We start from the raw sequence: 17,451 nt of genomic DNA, 5'->3' as shown, positions 1-17,451 counted from the left end.
GCCGTGAGCAATAAGGATATTGTTCCCGAGAGCGGGAAAGACGAAGGCCGTGAAATCCAGCCTCACGTGCCTCGTCCGGCAGATGACCCGTTTGCCCAGCAGGGCATGCCGCTCGCCCTGCTCGAGTTCCACTCGCCCAGTGCCGCGATGGTCAACATGCCGCCCACGGCATCGGCGCGCTACATTATCTGGATCGTCGGGGCAATGTTTCTGGCCGGGCTGACGGCGGCTTCCGTCTTTCCGCTCAACAAGGTGGTCAGTACGCCGGGCAGGCTGGTGGCTGTCGATCGTGATCTGATCATCCAGCCGCTCGAAATGTCGATCATCCGGTCGATCGACGTCGAGCTCGGGCAGTATGTCAAGAAAGGTCAGGTTCTGGCCCATCTCGACCCGACGCTCTCAAAGGCCGATATCGTCAATCTGAAGGCGCAGCGCGATTCCTATCAGGCGACGCTGGCGCGCCTGCATGCCGAGGCTGATGGCAAGCCTTATACCCCAGATCTGAGCGATAGTTATTCGGTCCGCGAAGCAGCCGCTTATGAGCGTCGCAAGGCTGAATACACTGCCAAGATTGCCCAGTTCGACCAAGAAATTGCGGCGCTACAGAGTCAGATTACCGGTGCGCTGGCGAGCGCGGCGATGCATCAAAGCCGTGGCCGCGTGGCCAATGAGGTTTTGCAGATGCGCCGCCGTCTTCAGGCCGATCAGGTTGGCAGCAAGCTCTCGACCCTCGGGGCGCAGAGCGAGTTGATGGATGCCGAGCGTGCCCAGATCGAGGCACAGCAGACTGCGGCCTCGACGCGGGCGAAACTCGCTGCAACTCAGGCTGAGCGTGACGCCTATGTCCAGAACTGGAAGGCGCAGGTCTACACGCAGCTGACCGAAGTGCAGCATCACGTCGATGAATCGGTGGGCGAATACGACAAGGCTGCGTTACGCAACAAGCTTGTACTGCTCAAGGCACCCGATGACGGTGTGGTACTCAATATTGCCAAGCTGTCGGTAGGCTCGATCATCTCTCCGGCACAGATGCTGATGGCGATCGTTCCGACCGGCGCTGCTCTGGAAATGGAAGCGGTGCTGCGTGGTAACGATGCCGGTTTTGTAAAGCTGGGCGATCATGCCCTGCTGAAATTCTCGACCTTTCCCTATACGCAATATGGGGGAGCAGAAGGCACGGTGCGTCTGATCAGCGCCGATTCCTTTACCCCGGGCGATATGAAGAGTGCAGCTTCGGGTCAGCCTCCTTCAGGCGATGACGATCCGTCACAGAGCGGCTTTTACCGCGTGAGACTCCGCATCGACCGCTACACGCTTCATGGCGTGCCAAGCTTTTTCCATCCGACGCCGGGTATGCCCGTCACGGCGGATATCCAGGTCGGCAAGCGCACGATGATGCAGTATTTCTTCAGCAAGTTCATTCCCGCAGCAACCAACGGGATGCGCGAGCCGTCTTGAGCGTGGCGGTTTTGCCGAAAAGGAGAGTGGGTTGGCTCTGAAGACACGTCTGGCATCGATAGTCTCGCGTGATGCCAGACTCAAACAGGCGATTGACCAGATCGAGTCCGGCGAAAACCTGGTTCAGGGCTTCACGGCCCTGGGTCAGCTGGCTCAGCAAGGCAATGTTGAGGCTCAGTACCGCACAGGCAAGGCCTATCTCGAGGTTGGGGGACGCCGCCAAGCCTCGAGGACGGAACGCGCTGGATACGCAAGGCGGCAGAAGCTGGCCATGTTCAGGCGAGAGTGACTCTTGCCACGCTCTATCTCGTTGGTTTCCCAGAGGACTTCGACGAAAATCGCCCTGCCATCCTGCGTGATGGCAAGGAGCGGCCGCGTGTTCCCGATCTTGTGAAATCCGCTCATTGGAGTCGTCTCGCAGCTGAGGCGGGACAGCCTGACGCCCAGGCTCTGCTCGGCTACGTCCTGACCAATGGGCCAGACGAGCTGCGCGATCTTGCTCAGGCACGCGACTGGTACGAAAAAGCGGCTGCCGCCAATTCCGCTCAAGGTCATCTTGGTCTTGGCATGGCGCTCCACACCGATCCGCAATCAGCAGAAGATCTTGAGCGCGGTACAGCCCAGCTGGTACTTGCAGCCGATGCTGGTCTCGCGACGGCATACTACTTTCTTGGCTGGATCAACGAGCAGGGGATTGGCCAGGCGCAGGATTTTGCCGCTGCCGCCCGTTATTTCGAAAAAGCGGCCGAGCGCGGCATCGTCCAGGCCCAGACTCGGTTTGCGCTCTATCTGCTTCAGGGCAAGGGCGTCGCGCGCCGTCTCGACAGGGCGGAGACCTGGCTTCGTCGAGCAGCTTTGGGAAAAGACGCCGAGGCGGCTGCCCTTCTTGGTGATCTTCATGTCCGGGGCGAGGAGATGGCCCCGAATTATCTCGAAGCCGCCATGTGGTATCAGGTGGCGGCAGAGCTGGGCCACGGCCCAGCGGCAAGAGGGCTTGGTCTGCTTTATCTGACCGGCACCGGCGTGCACCGGGACCCCGATGAAGCCGCCAAATGGTTTCGCGTCTCGGCAGAATGCGGCGACCGCGTCGCCGACGCCGATCTTGGTAATCTGGCGCTGACCGGCGTCGGGTCCGAAGAGGGCCGGCAGGCCATGCAGAAGCGATTCCTTCAGGCCGCCGAAAACGGTGATCTGGTAGGCGCGTTCAATGTCGGCGTCTGTTACGCCGAAGGGGTCGGCACTGAGCGCGACGAGGCAAGGGCGGCTTACTGGATGCAGCGTGCTGCGGATGGCGTTGTGAATGCGCAGTACTGGCTTGGACGGATGTATCTGGAGGGGCGTGGCCTGAAAGAGGATATCGGCCTCGCAATGGACTGGCTTGGCAAGGCTGCCGGCGCGCGCATGACTGAGGCCATGATCCTGCTCGCGCAGATTCTGGTTTCCGGTCGGGCGCCCGGAGGGAAGGATCACGCCGGTGCGCTCGTTTTGTATCGCGATGCCGCTGCTCTCGGGAGTATCGAAGCCATGTTCGCTGCCGGTGCAATGCTGGGGGGCGGCCATGACGTTGCAGTTGACCGGCACGAGGCGCAGCGCTGCTTCCGTTCGGCTGCAGAACGCGGTCATGCTCTGGGGCAGTTGATGCTCGGTCGCTATCTGAAGCGAGGCCTGGCAGGTGAGGTCAATCCTGTGGAAGCCCGGATCTGGCTGGAGCGCGCCCAGGCGCAAGGGGTTTCCGATGCGGACGCAGAACTCGCGAAACTCGAACGACGTCTGACTGGGCGTGTCTGAACGACCGCGGCCACAGGCGAGACGGCCACCCCCGGTCGAATCCGGCTATGGCCATGTCGTCACGGCAAAAGACCGTGCTGAGTGGCAGAGATGGCACGATGCCAGAGCGCAAGAGGCTTATCGCCGTGGCACGGATGCCGTTCAGGTCGGTGATCAGGTTCTGGCGCTCTATTGGCTTGGGCGCGCGGCGCGCATGGCGCGTCACGACCCCAATGTAATGTTTGCCTATGGCATGGCCCTTCTCTCTGCCGAGCGCTGGGGTCATGCTCATGAAGCCCTGACGTGGATCACTGAGCGTTTCATCATGCGCAAGGCACATGTGGGCCGGGCTATTGCCTTGTCTCATATGGACCGGCTTGAAGAAGCGGTAAAAGTTTTCGGGAAAATGCTCGGGCATTATGCGCCAGCCCACGAGGTCCGGCCCTGGATCCTGTTCTTTACGGCAAGATCGGGACGTCCCGGCTGGTGTGCCACCAGTAATGAAGGGATCGTGCAGGGGGAGGCGCCGGGACCCGTCAGGATCGAGCTGGACGGTCAGGTCGTTGCAGAGGATGTGCAGCTTCCTCATGTCCTGCCAGAAAGCTGGAAAACTGCCCGGAGCCTGACGGTCACGATGGGTGATGAAGCGCTCTACGGGTCGCCGATTTTACTGGAGGCGATCAGAACGGTCCAGGGCTTCGCCACCATACGCAACCATCGGCTCGAAGGCTGGCTCTGGTATCCGGCAGATCCCGATTTCACCCCGCATGTTTCCATTGACGCCGGTGATAAACGGTTCGACCTGATTGCCACACAGATCGAGCATGAGGCGCGGCTCGAAAAGCCTCTCGCCCGACCGCGGCATTTCGATATTCCGCTTTCTGAGTTGCCGAGAGTGGAGATCGCGCTTGCCGATCGCTACGGCACCCCCCTCACCGGGAGTCCGATCGGCCCTGTGGTCATGGATCTGCTCGATCAAGGGCGTATTCCTGCGCGCCCGGGACGGAAGAAGTCGCTCGCGAAACCGCAGACCGCGTCGCGTCTACCAGGATGCCTGATCGTTATTCCGGCCTATCGGGATGCGCTTCTGACCAAAGCCTGTATCGAGGCTGTTCTTCTGGATGACCACGGTGACCTGGAATGTCTGGTTGTCGATGACGCGTCGCCCGAGACTGCCTTGACAGCTTATCTCGACATGATGGCGCAGAATGGGTCGATCACGCTCATTCGGCATGACAAAAATCGTGGCTTCACGGCGAGTGCGAATGCAGGGCTCAAACACGCAAGAGGTCGGGACGTCATTCTGCTCAATAGCGATGCACTCCTGCCTCGAAACGGAGTCAGTCGTCTGCGCGCCTGGCTCGACCGTGATGAGAAAATCGGGACCGCTACACCATTTTCGAACGATGCCACCATCCTTTCCTATCCTTCGGTCAGCAGACCCAACCCGACACCTGATTCGGCAACCGGTCGGGCGACAGATCGGATCTTCGCCTCCCTTCCCCCTACGGGATTGATTGATCTGCCAACGGGAAACGGTTTCTGCATGGCGATACGAGGCGACTGCCTGCGCCAGGTTGGCCTGCTCAACACAGAAATCTTCGCCCAGGGCTATGGCGAAGAAAACGATTTTTGTTGCCGGGCGACCGCGCTGGGCTGGCGCCATGTGGCCGCTACCGATCTCTTCGTACGCCACGTGGGTTCGGTCTCGTTTGGGCGCACCCGAAGCCTGCTGCTTGAGCGTAATCTTCACATGCTCAATCTGCTTCATCCTGGCTACGATCGAGATGTCGCTGCATTCATCAAGGCTGATCCGCTCGCCCTTGTGCGACGCAATGTCGGTCTTGTGCGTATGATCGCTCGCCGTAAGACAGCGAGTTCGTGCCTGATCATTGTGACCCACGATTCCGGTGGCGGCGTCGAACGTGTAGTGCAGCAGCGACGTGCGGAAGCGGAAAAGTCCGGCGCTCAGGTTCTTGTTCTTCGCCCGCACCAGACGGGCTGTCGCATCGAGGATTGTGGTGGGGATGTAACGAATCTGGTTTTCGGTTTGCCGCATGAGTGGCTCGATTTCGTCACGATCCTGCGACGTATGAAAGCGGCGCGCATCGAATGGCATCATCTACTAGGGCATGCCCCGGGTATGGAAGACCTGGCGGCGGCGCTCGAGCTGAAATGGGATGTCGTGTTACACGACTATATCTGGTTCTGCCCGCGCATCTGTCTGGTCGGTCCTAACCAGCACTATTGCGGTGAACCCTCGATTGCCGGATGCGAAAGCTGTGTCGCGCAGCAAGGCTCGTTGATTGACGGCGATCTTTCGGTATCGGAGCTCGTGGCCCGTTCGGGCAAGGTGTTGCATGAGGCGCATACGGTTATTGCCGGGTCGCATGACCTTCAGCGTCGCATGCGACGCCATTTTCCTGGCCTTGAGGTGGCCATTCAGTCGCTTGAAGAGACTGACTACCCCCCGATCAAGCCAGCCCGACTGCGGGATGACCGGCGCCGCCGAATCTGTGTGCCCGGCGCGATCGGCAAGGAAAAAGGCTTCGATATCGTGCTGCAACTGGCTGAAGACGCAGCGCGGCGCAGTCTGCCGCTCGACTATGTCATTGCGGGTTATACGATTGATGATGAACGGCTTATAGCGACCGGCCATGCGATGGTTTCTGGCGAGTATAGAGAAGACGAAGCCATGCGGGTCATCAACTCCTTTGACTGCGATCTTGGTCTTATTCCTTCTGTCTGGCCGGAGACCTGGTGTTTTGCTCTTTCCAATTTGTGGAGTGCCGGACTGAAAGCCGTCAGTTTTGATCTGGGCGCGCAGTCCGAACGTATCCAGAAAACCGGGAGGGGTGCAGTGGTGCCACTCGGTATGCCAGTGTCATTATTGAGTAATTTCTTGCTACACTTATCACATTGAAGGATACGACTTTAAGAGTTCCATACCAGATGATATAGCTTGCGAAATTTCTTAACGAGATGTGACCAGCTTCGGTCTACCTGCATCTTTTCTACAAGTTCAATTGAGTGATGGGTAAGTATAGATGTCTAACTCGACGAGTTCTCCCGGGCAGGATCAGGTAGTTCAGCTCAAGGTCCATGGGTCTCTGATGACATTTGACGCGGGATTGTACTGTGTTTTTCTGCCCGCCGAATATGCGTCGCAATGCGTCAATGGCTACCCCGCCGTAACCGTAACGCAGGCGCCGAACATGCCCGCCGGCATCGTGTCAATCACCACGATCGATGACGACGGTGTGATCAGCGCCAGTCATGGCGCAGGCGCAGGGGCTGCTCTGGTACGTGTGTCGCGCGGTCCTGCCCAAATCCTCGTCACGACCTATCAGGCGCCCGATAGCACCCTGCCTGCGCCGGGCATTCAGGTCGCTCGTCTTTCCGGTGAGCCTGTCGCTCCTGCGGCGGCGCAAGGTGCTGTGGCCCCCGCGCAGGCGCAGCACCTGCTCAGGCAGTTCATCCCGATTTCAAGCCGGAAGTGGCCGCTCATGTTCAGCGCCGCGGCGACGTCTTGGCGTCAATCGGCGAATGGATGGGTGAACCCGACAGTCAGAACTGGATCGAGGGTTTCGGCATTGCCCCGCAGAGCCTCGTTGCCCCTGAAGATATCGAATATCAGGCTGTGCTGGGCAAGGGGTGGCTCTCTCCATGGGCTGAGGCCGGTCAGTATTGCGGCTCGCGCGGTATGGCCCTGCCAATTCTCGGCCTTTGCATCCGTCTCAAGAACGGCGCGGAAGAAAAATTCGAACTGGTTGTGCACGCTACCTTTACCGATGGCACGCGTCTTGGTCCGGTTTCCGGTGGCGAGACGTTAGAGGCCGAATCCCTGGCACCGCTTGAGGCATTCCGCCTCGAGATCCTCCCGCGTATTGCCGCTACCGAGGCAGGCAGCGCCGCCGCGAGCAAGGCCGCCAAGAAAGCTCCTTCCCGTCGGAAATCTTCAGAAGCCTGAGAGGCAATTACGTTGCTGCCGATGCTTCGTCGTCGGCAGCATAACCGCGCGTTCGACAGCGCTTCCGGGGCCGATTTGGCAAATCCCGGAACCGGACGCAAGATTTGGGCACTGAGACACCTGTTTCTCGGTGCTTCGACCATCTGAAAGCTGATCTCCCTTGCGTTTCCTGTTCGTGCATCAGAATTTTCCCGGCCAGTTTCTCCATCTGGTCCGGCATCTGCATGAGCAGGGCGAGCATGAGATCGTCTTCATTTCGGAGGCGAATGAGGGGGCGCTGCCCGGTGTAAGGCGGGTTCTCTATCGCCAGGAACGGGCAGTTTCACCCCATACCCATCCTTCCTTGCGCGAACTGGAGATGGGGTTGAGCAGGGCCGAAGCGGTCGCACGCGCAGCCCGGACGCTCAAGGGGCTAGGCTACATACCTGACATCATTATCGGGCATCACGGATGGGGTGAGTTGCTGAATATTGTCGATGTTTATCCGACAACGCCTATTCTCGGTTATTTCGAGTTTTTCTATCATACCGACCGTAATGACGTCGATTTCGACCCGGAATTCCCGCCGCGACCGGACCTCTTTCCCAATGTCCGCGTTAAAAACGGAATCAATCTGCTGGCGCTGAACCTCAATCAGTATGGCCAGACGCCGACGCTCTTCCAGAAAAGTACCTACCCCGACTGGCGCAAAACCGCATCAGTCTTCTGCGTGAAGGCGTCAATCTGGATCTCTGTGCACCGGAGCCTGCAATTTTCGAACGTGATGTCGCTATCGGGCCGCATATCATCCGTCCGCAGGACAAGCTGATCACTTTCGTGGCGCGCAATCTGGAGCCTATCGCGGCTTTCACAGCTTCATGCGTGCGTTGCCCCGGATTCTGGCTGAACGTCCCGATGCCCGTGTGGTGCTGATCGGCGGCGATGGCACAAGCTATGGAGCGCCGCCTCCGGTTGAGGCAGGGAGCTGGCGCAATGTTTTCCTCAATGAGGTGGCGTCGAAGCTTGATCTCGATCGCGTCCATTTCATGGGAAAAGTCGATTATGAGGTGTTTCGAACGGCGCTCAAGCGCTCGGATGCGCATGTCTACCTGACCTATCCGTTTGTTGCGTCCTGGTCCCTGCGTGAGGCCATGGCTACGGGATGTGCGATTGTAGGCAGCCAAACGGCATCGGTTGAGGAATTCATTACCGATCGGTGCAACGGCTTGCTGGCACCGTTCCTGGAGCCGGTTCGTATTGCTGACTCCATTCTCGAAATTCTCGAAGATTGCAGCCTTGCTGGCAGGCTCAGGCGTGAAGCACGCCATTTTGCCGAAGCCGAACTGTCGCTTGATGGCTATCTCGCAAACTACGACGCCTGATCGCTTCCATCATCAAGTGAGGGAAGCCATCAGGGCACGCAGGTAAAATCGGCATTTCTGCCCCGGCATGCCGGGGCAGGGAGCAGATCAGAAGATTTCGATATGGGATTTGAAGCCCAGTGTTGCAGCATCCTTCAGGCCAGGCTGTGCGCCGGGACGGATGAAATACTGGAAGTCAGGAGCGAAGGTGACGCCGCGCCAGACATGGATCTGATACATGGCTTCGATCACCATCCCGTTGGTCTGCGGGAAGAAGGCACCGTTGAGCAGGGTCTGATAACCCAGGCTCTGCTGGATCTCCTGCGCTGTCTTGACCTTCTTCGAGACCTGGAAATAGCTGAAATTCACACCCCAGGCATCGAGCGGGCGGGACTTCCAGAAGCCACGGTCGAGAACACCGAGGGAGTACTGACGCTCACGGGTCTGGGTGACGGGTGAGTTATTGTAGAAGACGCCAAGCAGGGTGATGCCTGCATCGGGACCATTGCCTTTATGGCGCATGATCATCTGATCGGCGAGAGCATAAGCCGACCACGAGTTGTTATGCACTTTGCGGGCCTGGCCCGTCACAGCCCAGTAATTATCGTTGCGGTCGTAGAGCACGTCAGGATGCGGGGCCGTGTCGACAATGCCACCCAGCTTGTAGTGACCGGGAAGCTTGTCTTTACCAAAGATCGGTTCCCAACCAAACTCGACTGGTGCAGCCTCTCCGTTGATGTCGGCACCATTCCACTTGAAGCCGGTACGCATCTGCTGGACGCCGTAGATGCCCATCGTGTTGAAGTAAACACCGGCCTGGATATAGGTGTACTGCGAAGGACGAACACGCACACGGGCCGCCCAGTTCGAGTCCGGATAGGACGAATGGCTGGTATTATCGGATGACGCTTTCGGATTGCCGCAGAAAGCGTTGTTCATGAAGTTGCAGTATAGCGGGTTCGACGAGAAATCGGTTAGCAGCGGGATACGACCGGCTGCGATGTCGAGATGGCCGTTGAACAGGGTCTCTTCGCCATAGATGTAGACGAGATGGACAACCACATTGCCACCACCGCCATAGATTTCCTGGCTGGGGTTCAGATTGTCACCGAACATGCGGCTGGCAGGGATGCCGTAACGACCGACAATAACAGCATGGGTCGAGAAGCCACGGATACCGGCGAGCTTTTCCCAGTCGATGTCGTTTTCGAAGCCGTACTGTCCGGCATTGCTGCTTCCCTGACGCAGGCCCAGACCTTTGGTCGGCTCGTGATCGCACCGGCAAATTCGTTCGTCGTATCGAGCAGAATCGCGACGCCGTGCTGACGCAGCCAGGTGTTCCAGCCCCATGGGTCGTCGAAGATTGCTTCGGGGTGAGGCAAAGGCGGAACTGAGGAATTCTGCAGGTTATACGTGCCGATCGGGCTCGAAACACGCACGGAAGGCGCAAGCCCGGTGCCGTTCGGGGCGCCACCAGCCAAAGGCGACTGCGCCTGGGCTACCGGGATGGCGGAGAACGTGGCGAGAGCTGTGGTGACCACACCCAGCGCCTTGAATGAGATACGGGGAAGAGACATGAGGGCAGTCCGCCAGTCGTATGGAAAACGCAAAGTTCCGTTGCACGATGAGAGCAGGGTTCATTCCTTATCCCAACATGACCCTTTTATTACATAAGATTTATATTTGGCAACGGGACCAAGTGCCGAATTCCACTCACAGCCCTGTGAGGGAAGAAACCGGAGAGACGCTGTGTCTTTCCGGTCACTGTTTATTACAGCTTGGCTGCTTTACTTGGCGGCCTCAAGAGAAGCGAGGATGGCTTCTTCGCTTCTTCGGGGCCTGCCCAGCCCGAGACTTTCACCCATTTGTTGGGCTCAAGATCCTTGTAACGCTCGAAGAAATGACCGATCGCCTTCAGCGTGATTTCCGGCAGGTCGTTGATCGTCTTGACGTCGGTATATTGCGTATGGATCTTGTCGTGAGGCACGCAGATGATCTTTTCATCCTGGCCGCTCTCATCTTCCATTTTCAGCATCCCGATCGGACGGGCGCGAATGACGGCCCCCGGAACGATCGGGCCGGGGGCCAGAACGAGAGCGTCGGCCGGATCGCCATCGGCAGCCAGCGTGTTCGGGATAAAGCCGTAAGCCGCCGGGTAATTCATCGGCGTGAACAGAAAACGATCAACGAATACCGCGCCGCTTTCCTTGTCGACTTCGTATTTGACAGAAGAACCCTGCGGAATTTCGATCACGACATTGATGTCATCGGGAACGGACTTGCCGGGGGAGATCTTGGTGACGTCCATCACTTCATTTCCTGGTGGGGTTGAAATTATGGCGCGATCTTAGCCGTTCATTTCTGTCCTGCCCAGATGCCGTAACGTTATGTACCGGTCATGTTGTGATAATTGTCACGGTGCTAGGTGCGGGCTGTTCTTTCCGAACGTCCCCCTAACGATCGACATGACCAAGATCGCGTTCGGGCGCGATGATGTCACGCAGGCGCTGTTTGATATCTTTTGGCCCCGGAAAACCCCCATCGCGTTTGCGCTCCCATATCAGAACATCGTTGACGGTGATGCTGAAATGTCCGCCTGTGTCGGGGATGAGCGCTATTTCGCCAAGATCGGTGCCAAAGCTCGACAGGAGTTCCTGCGCAATCCAGGCCGATCGCAGCATCCAGTTGCATTGCGTGCAATAGCGTATGGCAACGCGCGGGTGCGGGGCAGGGTTGGGAGCGGAAGGCGCGATAGCTGGGCTCATGGGTTCTGCTCCTTCGTTCATGACATACGCGTCACTTTTTCTCTGGCAGGGGTTATGCGCAGCAGATAAGTGCGTATCGCGTCCTCCTATCATCGCTAAATTGAGCCGCACACGGATTTCTTTGCTGCGTCGTCTTGCAAAAAACCCTGAATTGCGCGATTTCCAGCCTTACCTGTGCGCCTGTAGCTCAATTGGTTAGAGCAGGCCGCTCATAACGGCTTGGTTGCGGGTTCGAGTCCTGCCGGGCGCAGGGGTTCCGCTCCATCATGGAGCGCATTCGAGCCGCGTTCTCGTCTTTTCCGACCGACCATTTCATCAGGAGATCCGTCATGGCCGCCTACCAGTATGTCTATGTCATGAAGGACCTGACGAAGGCCTATCCCGGGGGGCGCGAAGTCTTCAAGGGCATCACTCTCTCCTTCCTTCCCGGCGTCAAGATCGGTGTGCTCGGTGTCAACGGCGCCGGTAAATCGACCCTTCTCAAGATCATGGCCGGTATTGAAAAGGAATATGGCGGCGAGGCCTGGGGCGCCGAAGGCGCACGCATCGGTTATCTGGAGCAGGAGCCGAAGCTTGAAGAGACACTGACCGTCGGTGAGAACGTGGCGCTCGGCTTCGGCGATCTCAAGCGTGCTGTCGATCGTTTCAACGAGATCTCGATGGCTTTCGCAGAGCCGATGACAGATGACGAGATGACTGCGCTTCTGGCCGAACAGGCCGAATTGCAGGAAAAGATCGACGCTGGCGACGGCTGGGAGCTGGACCGCAAGCTCGAGATCGCGCTCGAAGCCCTGCGCTGCCCGCCTGCCGACAGTCCTGTCACCATGCTCTCGGGTGGCGAGCGTCGTCGCGTGGCGCTGTGCCGTCTGTTGCTCGAAAAGCCCGATCTGCTGCTGCTTGACGAACCGACCAACCATCTCGATGCCGAGAGTGTGGCCTGGCTCGAAAAGACCCTGCGCGACTATCAGGCACTGTCATGGTCATTACCCATGATCGTTACTTCCTCGACAACGTCACCAACTGGATTCTCGAAATCGAGCGTGGCCGTGGCTATCCGTTCGAAGGCAACTACTCCTCCTGGCTGACACAGAAGCGCAAGCGCCTTGCGCAGGAAGAAAAGGAAGAGAGCTCGCGCCAGCGCGCCCTTGCTGCCGAGCAGGACTGGATCAGCGCCTCGCCCAAGGCCCGTCAGGCCAAGAGCAAGGCCCGTATCACCAAGTACGAGGAAATGCTGGCCGCCAGTCAGGAGCGTGCCGGTGGCACGGCCGATATCGTCATCACCCCCGGCCCCCGTCTGGGCGGCACGGTGATCGAGGCCGAGAACCTTTCGAAGGGCTTCGGTGATCGCCTGTTGATCGATGGCCTGAACTTCAAGCTGCCGCCGGGTGGCATCGTGGGCGTGATCGGGCCGAACGGCGCCGGTAAATCCACCCTGTTCAAGATGATCACCGGCCAGGACGCGCCTGATGGTGGCGCCCTAAAGGTCGGCGAGACAGTCAAGCTCGGTTATGTCGATCAGTCGCGCGACTCGCTCGATGACAGCAAGACGGTCTGGGAAGAAATCTCGGGCGGTACGGATGTCATCCATCTCGGCAAACGTTCCGTACCGTCGCGCGCCTATGTCGGGGCGTTCAACTTCAAGGGGTCTGACCAGCAGAAGCGCGTCGGCGTGCTTTCCGGTGGTGAGCGCAACCGCGTGCATCTGGCCAAGATGCTCAAGAAAGACAGCAATGTCATTCTGCTCGACGAACCGACCAACGATCTCGACGTCGATACGCTGCGCGCCCTTGAAGATGCTCTGGCCGAATTCGCTGGTTGCGCCGTGGTCATCTCGCATGATCGCTGGTTCCTCGATCGTCTGGCCACGCATATCCTCGCTTTTGAAGGCGATAGCCACGTCGAATGGTTCGAGGGTAACTTCCAGGATTATGAAGAAGACAAGCGTCGTCGCCTTGGCCCGGATTCAACCGAGCCGAGCCGCATCAAGTATCGTCATCGCGCGCTAAGGGATGAGGATGTCGGAGTGGCGTTTCTCTGACATCTCTCCTGTCGATGTCATGTCGGAAACCGGATCGTGACGCTGGGCCGTCAGATCCGCACCCAGCGCCTCGTTCTGCAGCCTGTGACGTGGCGCGACATGCAGGACATGATCCGTCTCAAGACCAACGGCGCTTCTTTCGGGCGTATGCTGGGGGGTGTGCGCTCACTCCGGCAGGTCGAAGACGAAATGGCCGATGATCTGTCTTTCTGGGCAAAGCGAAGCATCGGCATTTTCACGATCCGCGAAAATGATCGTTTTGTCGGGATTACCGGCCTGCACGAGCGGCCCGATGGGCGCGGGCTGGGCTTGCGCTTCGCGCTTGTGCCTGAGGCGGCCGGGCGTGGTATCGCCCGCGAGGCAGCTGGTGCAGCCCTGCGCTTCGCGCTCGATGCCGGTATCGAGCGCGTGGTGGGGGTAACCCGTGAGGACAATATGCCTTCACGTATCGTTCTGGGCAGTATCGGCATGCATCATGTCGAGAGCTTCGAACGCGATGGCTATCTGATGCTCGTCTATGAGATCCGGCAGGATCGAACTCCCGACTCCGTCAAGAGATGAGACTGCACCGAGCTGCACCGGATCGGTCAGCTCGCGGGCCCCGTCTTGTGCAGGCTCAGATCCGGGCAGGTTATCTTTGGCTGTTGCCAGCGCCATGATGGAGGTGGATCGTTTCGTGTTCCTCTCATCCGGTTGGGCGCAGCGTGACCCGAGCTGCGCGTGTAGGGGTAGATGCAAAAACACCATCAGCATCAACCATGCGGGTAGGCCTGTGGCGTCTCAGGCTGAGTGGACGATGTTTCGGTGTATCGGGTCGACAGAGCAGGACGGTAACGTCTTAAACATTTGCCGATCCTGTCCGGCTGGAGGGGTGCAAAGCCGCCTTGGATGCGGACCGTGACTGGCGAGGGGGATCGGAAGCTCGTCGCGTGAGGGCGACAGGGACGGGAACGATCAGATGCCTCTGGCCTCTGTCGTTGAGCGTCGGCTCCTGAACAGGCTGAAAGCCTCGTCCTGAAGATAAAAAAGTAATTCTTGGAAAAAAGCCTTCCTTCCGGCCGTGGAACTGTGCCGGGAAGGAAGGCGGTATCGTCAGTGACGATGCGAGAGCTGACGCTCCAGCGCGCTGATCAGCGTAGCGACATTGCCGCCATTGCGGGCGAGATAAGAGCTGTAATCCTGACGCTGGGTCAGGCGCAGGCTCGTGCCTTCGCCAATCATGTCGACAATTTTCATGCCGCCATCCTTGGCGATCAGCAGTCCCATATCCGCCGTGGGCTGGCCGGGGCGCATGATCTGTGCGCTGACGAGCTCGCCATTCGGCGTGTTGGTGGCGCCGGTCACGCGAAAGCTGACGCCCTTGTAATCACCGATCTTGTCGGTAACCGCGTTGACCAGAACCTGGTGGAACAGCTTCAGGTATTCCGCCTGCTGCTCAGGCGTCGCCGAGCGCCAGTAACGGCCGAGGCAGAATTTGCCGATCGTCGCGATGTCGACATTGTCCTGAAGCAGCGGCAGCACTTCCTGACGCTTCTCGGTCAGGGATTTGTCGCTGTTGATGATGCCGATCAGCTTGCCACCGAAAGCGGTGACGAAGCCCTGGGCGTCTTCAGCATGAGCAGGAGTGCTCAATGCGGCAACAGAAACGAGAGCCGTGGTCATGAGACCGAGGGCGGCACGGCGGGAGAGGGAAAGGCAGGTTTTGAGCATGTCGGGAGGTCCTCAATTGTACCAGTCCGGCACGGTCGCCCGGTGGTCGTTACGTATGGCATCGACCTGGCTCTGTCGATTCTGCTGCCAGGCGCTGCGGATGAACGCATAGGGATCGAGCGAATCCTGCTCGACCTGATCGATCTCGTCAATATGGGAGGAGAAACCACCCAGAACGCCAGCGATGTTATACGCCCAGTTGAAGGTCAGAAGCCCATAGCCACGCGGCACGTAGTTGATCGGCGACAGGCCCTGGGCGATCGCGTAGCCACCTGCGTCACGCAGCGTGTTCGGGCCAAGGCCAGGCAGGAACATGTACGGGCCGCTGGGGACGCCCCAGGTGGCGAGCGTCAGGCCCGGATCGCTGTCATGATGCGGGTAGCCGAGCGACGTCGCGACATCGATGAATCCGGCCGCGCCAATGGTCATGTTGATGACATAGCGCATGAAATCGTCGCCTGCACGACGCGGCTTGCCAGCGCCGACATCGCTGAAGAAGACGGTTGGCATATACCAAGTCTGGTTCAGGTTATCGATCGAGTTACGGATCGGCTTGGGAACGGCCCAGGCCCAGGCTTTGCCGACCGGACGCAGTGCATGATGATAGGCCCACATCTGGACATTATACATCTTGCGGTTGACCGGCTCGTAGGGATCGTTCGCTTCCTTGTAATCCGCGAGCGCCTCGGGGTCTTTCGGCGGCGGATTACGCCAGCTGGCGCAGGCGCTGAGGGAAAGCAGAGCGGTCAGTCCGACGAAAAGACGGCTACCCTTGCGCTGCCCACGCCGTTGCGTCCGGCTCTCGACGGCAGATCCGGTTTCAGGCCGGTTATCGGAATCACCTAGCGGTGCGGTCATCGCAGTCCCCAAGTCGTGTCAGCGCGCTTGGCTGCACCAGAATTCGCGCTCAAGCCCACGATCATTTTGTTGCAGGCTGCAGAACAGCCCCGTTCTCGTTAACTTTAAAGCGTAACCAGAGACGCAGCATGACATCTTCCCCGCGTCGGGAGAAGAGATCGGCGCTGTCTCTCGGGAGACGCAGCATTGTGGTTTTCTAGCATGATGTCCGCCAGACGCCAGACTGTAGATAAAAACTGATGCTGGCAGCATAGCGTTTGAGGGTGGCTGCGGTTGGCGGAGATGGATTTTAAGTAGTTTGACACAGATCATTTCCCTGACCAGTGTGGCGTCAAATCAACAGATGGAAGCACCTGGTCCATGAGAGCAATTGTGAAGAGCGCCGTTTGTCTGGCGGCGCTTGCCGGTATGGTTGATGGTGCGGCGCAGGCAGCGCCCGCTGTAACGGTTCAGCCCTGGGGCAAGACCCCTGCCGGGCAGGACGTGAAAATCATCACTCTTACCAACGACCATGCCATGACCGTGCGGGTCATCACCTATGGCGGCATCATCCAGTCCGTCGAGGCGCCAGATCGCGCCGGGCATGTACAGGATCTGGTTCTCGGCTTTGGTACGCTCGACGGCTATACGAAGGATTCGGCAGAAGGGGGGCTGTTTTTCGGTGCGATGATCGGGCGTTATGCCAATCGTCTGGCGCACGGCACCTTCACGATCAATGGCAAGAGCTATCATACCGATCTTACCGATCCGCCTAACGCGCTGCATGGGGGCAAGGTCGGTTTCGACAAGCATGTCTGGACGCTGGTCGACACCAAGAAGACCGCCAAGGGGGCTTCGGTCACGCTGCGTCTGGTCAGCCCGAATGGCGATCAGGGTTTCCCCGGCACATTGACCACCGACATCACCTATACGCTCGATGAGAACAATGCGCTCAGCCTGCATTATCAGGCCACGACCGATGCGCCGACCGTGCTCAATCTGACCAATCACAGCTATTGGAATCTCAATGGCGAAGGCTCGGGCTCGATCGAGAACGAAATTCTTCAGGTCAGCGCCGAGCGCTATACACCGACCGATTCGACGTCGATTCCGACGGGTGAGCTGGCACCTGTCGAAGGCACGCCGCTCGATTTCCGCAAGCCGACGCGCATTGGCGATCGTCTGCGCAGCGATTTTGCTCAGATGGTCTATGCGCGTGGCTACGACCATAACTGGGTTGTCGACGGCGCCTATGGGAAGGCACCGCGCCCCGCCGTCTCGGTCTACGATCCGGCTTCAGGCCGTACGCTGGATGTGTCGACCAATCAGCCTGGGGCTCAGGTCTACACGTCGAATTCCCTGACCGGGAAATATGTCGGCATCTCGCATCGTGCCTATCGCCAGACCGATGCTCTGGCCATTGAGGCCGAGCATTATCCCGATAGCCCCAATCATCCTTCTTTCCCGACGACGGAACTCCGCCCGGGTCAGAAATTCGACTACACCACCATCTTCAAGCTCGGCGCGCGCTGAGCTTTCTCCAGCCCGCCTCTTCGAGGGCGGGCT

Annotated in this window: 12 protein-coding genes, 1 tRNA gene and 3 pseudogenes; 10 read left to right on the top strand and 6 right to left on the bottom strand. The window is 58.9% G+C overall.

Features of this window, described 5'->3' with window-relative positions; all coding sequences use genetic code 11:
• Positions 1–3 precede the first annotated feature (3 nt).
• The 6 genes and pseudogenes from JCM25414_RS05550 to JCM25414_RS17490 all read left to right on the top strand — a co-directional run bounded on the left by JCM25414_RS05550 (position 4) and on the right by JCM25414_RS17490 (position 8,556).
• Complete coding sequence (locus JCM25414_RS05550; protein ID WP_025840986.1) at positions 4–1,458, top strand: HlyD family type I secretion periplasmic adaptor subunit; 1,455 nt, start codon at positions 4–6, stop codon at positions 1,456–1,458.
• Positions 1,459–1,489: 31 nt separating this feature from the next.
• A complete protein-coding gene (locus JCM25414_RS24615; protein ID WP_242403373.1) occupies positions 1,490–1,747 on the top strand; it encodes a hypothetical protein in 258 nt (85 codons plus the stop codon).
• Entirely contained in the window at positions 1,744–3,246 is a 1,503-nt protein-coding gene (locus tag JCM25414_RS17500; protein WP_242403372.1) for an SEL1-like repeat protein, read from the top strand. The genes JCM25414_RS24615 and JCM25414_RS17500 overlap by 4 nt, the downstream gene beginning before the upstream one ends.
• On the top strand, positions 3,239–6,148 hold the full coding sequence (locus JCM25414_RS05540; RefSeq protein WP_025840985.1) for a glycosyltransferase: 2,910 nt from the start codon (positions 3,239–3,241) through the stop codon (positions 6,146–6,148). The genes JCM25414_RS17500 and JCM25414_RS05540 overlap by 8 nt, the downstream gene beginning before the upstream one ends.
• Positions 6,149–6,775: 627 nt before the next feature.
• On the top strand, positions 6,776–7,195 hold the full coding sequence (locus tag JCM25414_RS24610; RefSeq protein ID WP_242403371.1) for a hypothetical protein: 420 nt from the start codon (positions 6,776–6,778) through the stop codon (positions 7,193–7,195).
• A gap of 160 nt (positions 7,196–7,355) precedes the next feature.
• Positions 7,356–8,556 (top strand): annotated as a pseudogene (locus JCM25414_RS17490) (glycosyltransferase).
• Positions 8,557–8,643: 87 nt separating this feature from the next.
• Here JCM25414_RS17490 and JCM25414_RS17485 read toward each other — a convergent pair.
• The 4 genes and pseudogenes from JCM25414_RS17485 to JCM25414_RS05515 form a co-directional block, all read right to left on the bottom strand.
• Complete coding sequence (locus JCM25414_RS17485) at positions 8,644–9,735, bottom strand: carbohydrate porin (RefSeq protein WP_242403383.1); 1,092 nt, start codon at positions 9,733–9,735, stop codon at positions 8,644–8,646.
• Complete coding sequence (locus tag JCM25414_RS24605; protein ID WP_242403384.1) at positions 9,633–10,112, bottom strand: hypothetical protein; 480 nt, start codon at positions 10,110–10,112, stop codon at positions 9,633–9,635. Before JCM25414_RS24605 ends, JCM25414_RS17485 begins: the two co-directional genes overlap by 103 nt.
• A gap of 210 nt (positions 10,113–10,322) precedes the next feature.
• Positions 10,323–10,843: pseudogene (ppa, locus tag JCM25414_RS05520) on the bottom strand (inorganic diphosphatase).
• Between the two features lie 145 nt (positions 10,844–10,988).
• The gene (locus JCM25414_RS05515; RefSeq protein ID WP_051535711.1) at positions 10,989–11,300 is read right to left on the bottom strand and encodes a SelT/SelW/SelH family protein; all 312 of its coding nucleotides are present in this window, start codon (positions 11,298–11,300) and stop codon (positions 10,989–10,991) included.
• Positions 11,301–11,476: 176 nt separating this feature from the next.
• Here JCM25414_RS05515 and JCM25414_RS05510 point away from each other — a divergent pair.
• The 3 genes and pseudogenes from JCM25414_RS05510 (at position 11,477) to JCM25414_RS05500 (ending at position 13,899) form a co-directional block, all read left to right on the top strand.
• A tRNA-Ile gene (locus JCM25414_RS05510) sits at positions 11,477–11,550 on the top strand.
• Between the two features lie 79 nt (positions 11,551–11,629).
• Positions 11,630–13,338 (top strand): annotated as a pseudogene (gene ettA, locus JCM25414_RS17480) (energy-dependent translational throttle protein EttA).
• A 36-nt stretch (positions 13,339–13,374) separates the two neighbouring features.
• Positions 13,375–13,899: a GNAT family N-acetyltransferase gene (locus JCM25414_RS05500; RefSeq protein WP_025840982.1), complete on the top strand. Its 525-nt coding sequence runs from the start codon at positions 13,375–13,377 to the stop codon at positions 13,897–13,899.
• Between the two features lie 531 nt (positions 13,900–14,430).
• Here JCM25414_RS05500 and JCM25414_RS05495 read toward each other — a convergent pair.
• Both JCM25414_RS05495 and JCM25414_RS05490 read right to left on the bottom strand, forming a co-directional pair.
• The gene (locus JCM25414_RS05495; RefSeq protein ID WP_025840981.1) at positions 14,431–15,048 is read right to left on the bottom strand and encodes an MlaC/ttg2D family ABC transporter substrate-binding protein; all 618 of its coding nucleotides are present in this window, start codon (positions 15,046–15,048) and stop codon (positions 14,431–14,433) included.
• A gap of 12 nt (positions 15,049–15,060) precedes the next feature.
• The gene (locus JCM25414_RS05490; RefSeq protein ID WP_081775806.1) at positions 15,061–15,906 is read right to left on the bottom strand and encodes an MlaA family lipoprotein; all 846 of its coding nucleotides are present in this window, start codon (positions 15,904–15,906) and stop codon (positions 15,061–15,063) included.
• 360 nt (positions 15,907–16,266) lie between these two features.
• Between JCM25414_RS05490 and JCM25414_RS05485 the strand changes: the two genes are divergently transcribed.
• Positions 16,267–17,418, top strand: coding sequence for an aldose epimerase family protein (locus JCM25414_RS05485; RefSeq protein WP_051535703.1), 1,152 nt, complete (start codon positions 16,267–16,269; stop codon positions 17,416–17,418).
• Positions 17,419–17,451 lie beyond the last annotated feature (33 nt).

It is taken from the genome of Asaia platycodi JCM 25414 (genome assembly GCF_000614545.1).
GTDB classification, from domain to species: domain Bacteria; phylum Pseudomonadota; class Alphaproteobacteria; order Acetobacterales; family Acetobacteraceae; genus Asaia; species Asaia platycodi.
The sequence above is the reverse complement of the archived record's forward strand: the minus strand, read 5'-3'. Positions and strand labels throughout refer to the sequence as shown.

Coding starts and splice junctions, on each gene's coding strand:
- JCM25414_RS24610 (WP_242403371.1), top strand. CDS start 6,776: ATGGGTGAACCCGACAGTCAGAACTGGATCGAGGGTTTCGGCATTGCC.
- JCM25414_RS24605 (WP_242403384.1), bottom strand. CDS start 10,112: ATGTCTCTTCCCCGTATCTCATTCAAGGCGCTGGGTGTGGTCACCACA.
- JCM25414_RS05515 (WP_051535711.1), bottom strand. CDS start 11,300: ATGAGCCCAGCTATCGCGCCTTCCGCTCCCAACCCTGCCCCGCACCCG.
- JCM25414_RS05495 (WP_025840981.1), bottom strand. CDS start 15,048: ATGCTCAAAACCTGCCTTTCCCTCTCCCGCCGTGCCGCCCTCGGTCTC.
- JCM25414_RS05490 (WP_081775806.1), bottom strand. CDS start 15,906: ATGACCGCACCGCTAGGTGATTCCGATAACCGGCCTGAAACCGGATCT.
- JCM25414_RS05485 (WP_051535703.1), top strand. CDS start 16,267: ATGAGAGCAATTGTGAAGAGCGCCGTTTGTCTGGCGGCGCTTGCCGGT.